At 54.0% G+C, this 7,264-nt stretch carries 6 protein-coding genes and 1 pseudogene; 2 read left to right on the top strand and 5 right to left on the bottom strand.

Features of this window, described 5'->3' with window-relative positions:
- Positions 1-5: 5 nt before the first annotated feature.
- From fruA to fruB, 3 genes are read right to left on the bottom strand one after another with little or no spacing between them, the layout of a single operon-like run.
- On the bottom strand, positions 6-1,694 hold the full coding sequence (gene fruA / locus KQJ18_RS08460; protein ID WP_216421818.1) for a PTS fructose transporter subunit IIBC: 1,689 nt from the start codon (positions 1,692-1,694) through the stop codon (positions 6-8).
- A gap of 16 nt (positions 1,695-1,710) precedes the next feature.
- Complete coding sequence (gene fruK / locus KQJ18_RS08465; RefSeq protein ID WP_216421820.1) at positions 1,711-2,649, bottom strand: 1-phosphofructokinase; 939 nt, start codon at positions 2,647-2,649, stop codon at positions 1,711-1,713.
- Positions 2,649-3,779, bottom strand: coding sequence for a fused PTS fructose transporter subunit IIA/HPr protein (fruB, locus tag KQJ18_RS08470; RefSeq protein ID WP_137346728.1), 1,131 nt, complete (start codon positions 3,777-3,779; stop codon positions 2,649-2,651). The genes fruK and fruB overlap by 1 nt, the downstream gene beginning before the upstream one ends.
- 368 nt (positions 3,780-4,147) lie before the next feature.
- On the opposite strand from fruB, the gene setB reads away from it, so the two are divergent.
- Positions 4,148-5,329, top strand: a complete 1,182-nt coding sequence (gene setB / locus KQJ18_RS08475; protein ID WP_216421821.1) for a sugar efflux transporter SetB — start codon at positions 4,148-4,150, stop codon at positions 5,327-5,329.
- On the opposite strand, the gene KQJ18_RS08480 is transcribed toward setB, so the two are convergent.
- Complete coding sequence (locus KQJ18_RS08480) at positions 5,326-5,580, bottom strand: YkgJ family cysteine cluster protein (protein WP_005129254.1); 255 nt, start codon at positions 5,578-5,580, stop codon at positions 5,326-5,328. The genes setB and KQJ18_RS08480 overlap by 4 nt on opposite strands.
- A gap of 157 nt (positions 5,581-5,737) precedes the next feature.
- Here KQJ18_RS08480 and yeiP point away from each other — a divergent pair, with 157 nt between their 5' ends.
- A complete protein-coding gene (gene yeiP, locus KQJ18_RS08485; RefSeq protein WP_038642029.1) occupies positions 5,738-6,310 on the top strand; it encodes an elongation factor P-like protein YeiP in 573 nt (190 codons plus the stop codon).
- An 800-nt stretch (positions 6,311-7,110) separates the two neighbouring features.
- On the opposite strand, the pseudogene KQJ18_RS24635 reads toward yeiP, so the two are convergent.
- Positions 7,111-7,264: pseudogene (locus KQJ18_RS24635) on the bottom strand (molecular chaperone TorD); the annotation flags it as partial.

A 7,264-nucleotide genomic window follows, 5' to 3' on the forward strand; every position in this document is an offset into this window, starting at 1 on the left:
CTTAATCATGCCGCCTTTGCCACAACCTCTGCTTCCGGGCGCTTCAGCACCGCGTAGGAGAGACCGGCTACCAGCGTACCGGCAATAATGGCCAGCAGGTAGCCAACCACCGGTGTAATTGCGCCAGGGATTAACAGCACGAACAGACCGCCGTGTGGTGCCATCAGCTTAGCCCCTACCGCCATGGAGAGAGCGCCGGTAATCGCGCCGCCAACGATACAGCAAGGCAGAACGCGCATCGGATCACGCGCGGCGAATGGGATAGCCCCTTCGGTGATAAAACACAGGCCCAGCACCAGCGCAGCTTTACCGCCCTCCTGCTGGGCTTTGTCGAACTTACGACGCGCAACCAGCGTTGCCAGACCTAGCGCCAGCGGAGGTACCATCCCCGCCGCCATAATGGCAGCCATCGGCGCATAAGTTTGCGTACTCAGCAGGCCCACACCAAAGGCATACGCCGCTTTGTTAACCGGACCGCCCATGTCTGTGCACATCATGCCGCCAAGAATCGCACCGAGCAGCACCGCATTCGCCGTACCCATGGTTTGAAGCCAGTGGGTCAGACCTTCCAGAATGCCGGCTACCGGTTTACCGATCAGGTAGATCATGGCCAGACCCACCACCAGGCTTGAAAGCAGCGGAATGATCAGAATCGGTTTCAGCGCTTCCATACTCTGTGGGAGTTTCAGCCTGGTGCTAATGAGCTTCGCCACATAACCGGCAAGAAAACCGGCAATAATCCCGCCAATAAAGCCAGAACCGGTGCTCACTGCCAGCATACCGCCGATAAGACCTGGCGTCAGACCCGGACGGTCAGCGATGGAAAACGCGATATACCCCGCCAGAACCGGCACCATCAACGCAAAGGCTGAACCGCCGCCAATCTGCATCAGCGCCGCCGCCAGCGTGCCCTGCTCTTTAAACGCTTCAATACCAAAGGCGAATGAGAGCGCAATACACAGACCGCCAGCAACAACCATCGGCAGCATGTAGGACACGCCCGTCAGCAGGTGGCGATACGCGCCAGCGCTCTCTTTCTTCCCTTCGGTTGCCGCAGACTGCGCCTTGCCGGTTGGCTGATACGGCGTCGCCTCTTCCAGCGCTTTATCCAGCTCCTGTTTGGTTTTCTTCAGCGCCAGGCCAGTAGACGTGCGGTACATTGGTTTTCCGGCAAACTTCGCCAGATCAACTTCAATGTCAGCCGCCACAATCACCAGATCCGCCTGAGCCACCTCTTCCGGGGTAATGGCATTGCCTGCCCCGACCGAGCCACGGGTTTCAACTTTTACCCACCAGCCACGTTTTTTCGCTTCTGTTTCAATAGCTTCAGCAGCCATAAACGTATGGGCAACGCCGGTCGGACAAGCCGTCACCGCCACCACGCGTTTTGGGCCACTGCTGGCAACAGACGTTGTCACAACCGGGGCGCTGTAAGGTTTTGCATGACCTTTCGCTTCGCTGAGGAAGAGTTCAGGATGCGCAACCGCACGACCGATATCGCCGAGCCAGACTTTTTTGCCGTTCAGCGAACTGTCAGCAGGAAGCGTGTCGCCCAGAACAATCGCCAGTTCTGCATCATTCGGATTATCAATAATTTCCAGATGCGCTTTTTGCGCCGCCGCTCCAAGCAGGGTTTTCGCCATGTAAGCGCGAGCCTGGCCGAGATTGGCGTCAATAATCAGCAGCGTTTTCATTATGCCTCTCCTGCTGTCAGTTAAACGGTTTTAAGTCGACACGCGCCATCATTGCGGCCAACTGAGGACGATCGGTAATACCCACGTTACTTTGGCTTACCGCCAGAGCGGCAACAGCCGTCGCCAGACGCAGGGTATGTTCGCTGGACTCACGCATCAGCAGGCCATAAATCAGACCGCCAACCATTGAATCACCCGCGCCAACGGTACTGACCACCTCGACTGACGGCGGTTTTGCGATCCACTCACCCGAAGCGTTGACCCACAGCGCGCCTTCCGCACCGAGTGAAATCACCACATGAGCAATACCCTGCTCGCGCAGCGCATGCGCCGCATCAATCACATCTTTCATTTCAGGCAGTTTACGACCCGCCCAGATTTCCAGTTCACGACGGTTTGGTTTCACCAGCCACGGCGCCGCCTTCAGACCTGCCACCAACGCTTCACGACTACTATCAAAGATAATGCACGGACACTGACTGCGCAGACGCGTCATCCAGTCGGTGAAAGCTTCCGGGCTCACGCCGGTCGGCAAACTACCGCTAACGCACACCATGTCGAACTGGCCCAGCCAGCTCAGCGAATCGTTCACAAAGCGTTCCCAGTCAGCGGGGGTGACTTCAAAGCCAGAGAAATTGAAGTCGGTGACTTCACCGTCTTTTTCGGTCAGCTTGACGTTGATACGGGTACGCCCTTGTACAACCTGAAAACGGTTGGCAATGCCCAGCTCGCTGAACAACTGCTGAAAACCATCCTGGTTGTCTTTACCCAGAAAACCGCCCACCGTGACATCGATACCTAAATCTTTCAGGACCTTAGCAACGTTAATCCCTTTTCCCGCCGCATGCAGACCGGTGGTTTTCACCAGGTTCACTTCGCCACATTCAATTTCCGGGCAGAAACCCACCAGGTCGTAGGCCGGGTTAAGGGTGATAGTAGCAACACGTCTGCTCATTACGCGCCCTCCCCAAGACCTGCTGCGATGGCTTCGCCAATCGCTTTCAGCGCCTGTTCAGCATCCTCGCCCTGGGCGGTAAAGCGCAGGTGATGTCCTTTCTTCACGCCTAATGCCACAACTTTCATCAGACTGCGTCCATTTGCCGGTTTGCCGGTTCCATCAAGATTTGTCACGGTAATTTCACTGTTAAATTGTTTAATCGTATTCACCAGCATGGTGCCCGGACGGGCGTGTAAACCATGCTCATTGCGCACAACAAATTCGGCGCTCAGTACATCATCGGTTAAGGCGTCATCGCTGGTCAGCAGCGCCAGCACCGTTGCCGCATCCGCTTTCAACAAACGGTCAGCTTTATTATTCAGCAGCAGATCGCCAAGGCGCTTCAGCACCGCAACCGGTTGATCGTCATTCATCGCGACGGTCACCAGCAGGGCTGCCGCATCCCCCTGGACATCAAACGCCGTTGCTGCGCGGCTGACCGCAACGGCGCTGCGCACGTTACCTTCAGCACAGTCATTCAGCCAGATCCCCTGACCGAGATTCATCGGCTGCTCATTGATTGCCCTGGCGACAAATGCGGCATCAACCGCACCAATTTCTTTCAGCCGCGCAGCGTTGAGCGCCTGCAGCGTCACCAGCGAGCTGGCAACGACGTCCAGCGACAGCGTTTCGTTATCAAGCTTTAATTGTTCGCTCTGCTTTTCGCCCATCAGCAACGCGCGCAGCTCTTCCGCCGTGGTCGCTGATTTCAGCTGTTCAGCAACGGAGTCATCGCTCAACACATGCGTTAGCTGACGCAGTAAACCGAGGTGCTCATCAGAGCTGGCGGCAATACCGATCGCGACATACGCGACCTGTCCTTCGCCCCAGACCACGCCCTGCGGAAACTGAAACACCTGCACACCGGTTTTCAGCACCCGATCGCGCGTGTCCGTCGTCCCGTGAGGAATAGCAATACCGTTGCCTAGAAACGTGGACGTTTGTTGTTCACGCGCCAGCATGCCATCGACGTAGCCTTCCGCAACGTTACCCGCTTGCACTAAGGCCGCGGCAACCTGGCGAATAGCCTCTTCTTTATTCCCGGCCTGTTCGCCCGGGTGAATATCCTGAACAGATAACTGGAACATGGTTCTCCTCTCCCGCTGAATTGAAACGATTCAGCCAATATGAGAAAAAAGGCGTCACCTGACTCCATCAGTTATGGCAAGATGACGCTGAAACGTTTCAAGAAGTCTTGATCTTTTTTCTTCAGCACACAAGTAAAGTTGACAAATTACTTGCTGAATTTAGAGATAACGCACATTTTCTTCTGGGGAGAGATAAAATTGCTGAAGCAAAAATGGCGTCAGCGTGTCAGATTCAGCAACATCAGCAAACAGCATTCTTTGACTGAAATGCTATTTTGATTTTTGATGCCGATTTTGATTTGGCTACCTGTTTATTTTCTGGCAAGCAGCGTAAACTCCGCGTCTCTTCACATCATTGATATCAAAACATGCATAACACCCCCGTAGCCGCCACACCTAAGGCGTTCGATTTAACGTCTGCGGCGTTCCTGCTTGTCGCGTTTCTGACGGGTATCGCCGGCGCTTTGCAGACACCAACGCTGAGTCTTTTTCTGACCGATGAAGTCCATGCCCGTCCCGGTATGGTCGGGTTCTTTTTTACCGGCAGCGCCGTAATCGGTATCCTGGTGAGTCAGTTTCTGGCCGGGCGCTCGGATAAAAAAGGCGATCGCAAAAACCTGATTGTCTTCTGTTGTGTCCTGGGCATGCTGGCCTGCGTGTTGTTTGCCTGGAACCGTAACTATTTTATTTTGCTGTTTGTCGGCGTCTTCCTCAGCAGCTTTGGTTCAACCGCCAACCCGCAAATGTTTGCTCTCGCTCGCGAGCATGCCGATCGTACAGGCCGGGAAGCGGTCATGTTCAGCTCAATTTTACGTGCGCAAGTATCGCTGGCCTGGGTAATTGGCCCGCCGCTGGCCTACGCACTGGCAATGGGATTTAGCTTCACGGTGATGTACCTCAGCGCGACGGTTGCTTTTATTGTCTGCGGCGCAATGGTTTGGCTGTTCTTACCGTCAATGAGTAAAAATGTGCCTCTCGCCACTGGCGTGGTGGAGGCGCCACGGCGCAATCGTCGCGACACGCTGCTCCTTTTTGTTATCTGCACATTAATGTGGGGGACCAATAGCCTCTATATCATTAATATGCCGCTGTTTATTATCAATGAACTGCATCTGCCGGAAAAACTGGCGGGTATCATGATGGGAACCGCTGCCGGTCTGGAAATCCCGACCATGTTGATTGCCGGATACTTTGCTAAGCGTCTGGGCAAGCGTCTGTTGATGCGAATTGCCGTCGTGGCCGGCTTTTTCTTTTATGCCGGTATGCTGTTGGCCCACTCTCCGGCGGTATTGCTTGGTTTACAGCTGCTGAACGCGATTTATATCGGCATCCTTGGCGGGATTGGCATGCTCTATTTCCAGGATTTGATGCCAGGACAAGCAGGTTCAGCCACGACCCTTTATACGAATACCATTCGCGTAGGCTGGATTATTGCCGGATCGTTGGCAGGTATTGCCGCTGAAATCTGGAATTATCACGCCGTGTTCTGGTTTGCGCTGGTGATGATCGTCGCCACCATCGTGTGCCTGGCGCGCATCAAAGATGTTTAAGGCGCGGTCAGCGCTTCAAGCTCAATAAGATACAGCATGGCCTGGTGCGTCGTCTTCCCACACATTTCCGCACTGGGCTGCAAACCGGCACATACTTTTGGCCGCAGCGGCGAAGCAAAAATTTTGCAGCGCAAGGATTCATCCAACTGAACGCATGGCGTATTAGCGGGCTTGCCATCAGGCATACCAGGGATAGGGCTGGAGATTGAAGGCGCGGTGCAGCATGCACCACAATCCGGACGGCATTCCATACAGTATTCTCTTTATCGTAAACCATCGGATTGTGAGAGAAGCGCACAGTAACACCTTTTTTGCACCAGCAAAAGCATCAATTCCACTTGCCTGAATGCCCCGGCGCGAGTAGTTTTACGCGATATTTTAGACACTCCTCACTACAGGATTTTTTCGATGCCAAGAGCGAACGAAATTAAAAAAGGTATGGTACTGAATTACAACGGCAAGCTGCTGATTGTAAAAGATATTGATATTCAATCACCAACCGCACGTGGCGCCGCCACGCTGTACAAAATGCGTTTTTCTGATGTCCGTACCGGCCTGAAAGTTGAAGAGCGTTTCAAGGGCGATGATATCGTTGATACTGTCACCCTGAGCCGTCGTGGCGTCGACTTTTCCTATGTCGATGGCAACGAATATGTCTTTATGGATAAAGAAGACTATACCCCGTATACCTTCACCAAAGACCAGATTGAAGAAGAACTGCTGTTCATGCCGGAAGGCGGGATGCCGGACATGCAGGTTCTGACCTGGGACGGCCAACTGCTGGCGCTGGAACTGCCGCAAACGGTAGACCTGGAAATTGTTGAAACAGCGCCCGGCATTAAAGGGGCATCAGCAAGCGCGCGTAACAAACCTGCGACCCTGACTACCGGCCTGGTAATCCTGGTTCCTGAGTATTTGAGTGCGGGCGAAAAAATCCGTATTCATATCGAAGAACGTCGCTACATGGGCCGTGCAGACTAATTTTCTGCTCCTCATTGACGAAAAGGGACAGCGCAGGCTGTAAGGCTTGTTAGTTTACAAAGATGAATGATCGTAACGATATCTGAGAGTGGAACAATCGGAGGTATTGAATCTTTTACCTCCGGCGTATTGTGACGTTCACCCTATGTTTATCACTTCTCTGAAACGATACTGTCTGTGAACGTGTTAAGGGTACTATCGCCGTACCCTTAACAATCCCGGCTCCCGGCGGGAAAATTGCCACTTCGTGGTTCCCTCCGCTCATTCCTCCAGGCTTCCGGGCCGGGCGCGATGTAACGTCCCTGTAAAGCGCGCCCTGAACCCGCATCCCTGCGGGTTCTCCCGGCCTTACGGAAACACGTCGGCAATTTTCAGCCGGACCAGCCCGCACCTGACCATCTGTATTTTTATTTGAATATATCTGAACAGCAAAAGAGATTTAACTGAAAGTCAGAGAGTTGAAGCGATGACCCCGGTCCGGCTGAAAATCGATGAGTCGTTGACGGCTGACCGGGTCTGCCCGCAGGGAGGCGGGCAGAGGGGACGGCCTGCATGGATGCAGGCTCGGCCCCGACCCGACAGGCAGACGGCATGAGCCGAATGAATCGCATCGCGACGATTTTCCCGCCGGGAGCCTGGGTTGCAAGGGAGGCGGCGGTGAGCCTCCCTCGCACGTTCACGGGTATCTGCGCTTCACAGAAATGACTCCGCTGAGGTGAACGGAACCCTATGCTGCAATAAAATATTCTCCATAATGCTTAACTGGCTGGCATTACAGCACCAGCTGTCCCTTTTTATTTTCAGCGCTGACTGCTGAGATAAAAATCATCCATTAGCAGCGATTCCAGATACTGTTCATCCTCGCGCATAAAACTCACTATCAGATTGACCGCCTGCGGGTAAAACCCCTGTTCATCTCGCGCCAGGCAGGCATCTCGTAGCAATGGCGCCCAG

The organism is Citrobacter sp. S55_ASV_140, assembly GCF_018919505.1.
Taxonomy (GTDB): Bacteria; Pseudomonadota; Gammaproteobacteria; order Enterobacterales; family Enterobacteriaceae; genus Citrobacter; species Citrobacter werkmanii.